The 382-nt window shown below is 69.6% G+C and carries 1 pseudogene; it reads right to left on the bottom strand.

Annotation, left to right across the window (positions count from 1 at the left end):
- Nucleotides 1-382, bottom strand: a pseudogene (locus BIV01_RS12710) (NAD-dependent dehydratase); the annotation flags it as partial.

Below are 382 nucleotides of genomic sequence, written 5' to 3'. Positions count from 1 at the left end.
CACGCCCTGCCGGTAGGGCGTCCGCGGCCGGTACCACGGCACGAGCGACCGGACCTTGCTGTTGTCGAACACCGAACTGTTCGCCTTGTCGCCGAGGAGCGCCGCACCCCACTCCGGGTCCACGGCGTTGATCGCATCCGCCGGCACGTGCACGATCTGCAGGTCTTCCACGCCTGCTGCCGCTGCGATCTCGTGCGCGATCTGGTTCCAGGTCGGCGCCTCGTCGCTCGTGATCGTGAAGGCCTCCCCGATCGCCTCGGCCCGGTCGAGCAGCCCCGTGAACCCGACCGCGAAGTCCCGGCTGTGGGTGATCGTCCACAGCGAGCTGCCGTCGCCCGTGATGATGATCGGTTTGCCGGCCCGCATCCGTGCGACCGCGGTC

Origin of the sequence: Curtobacterium sp. MCBA15_013 (genome assembly GCF_001865095.1) — a bacterium.
Classification (GTDB): Bacteria; Actinomycetota; Actinomycetes; order Actinomycetales; family Microbacteriaceae; genus Curtobacterium.
Note: the sequence above shows the minus strand (reverse complement) of the source record. Positions and strands in the feature narration are given on the sequence as shown.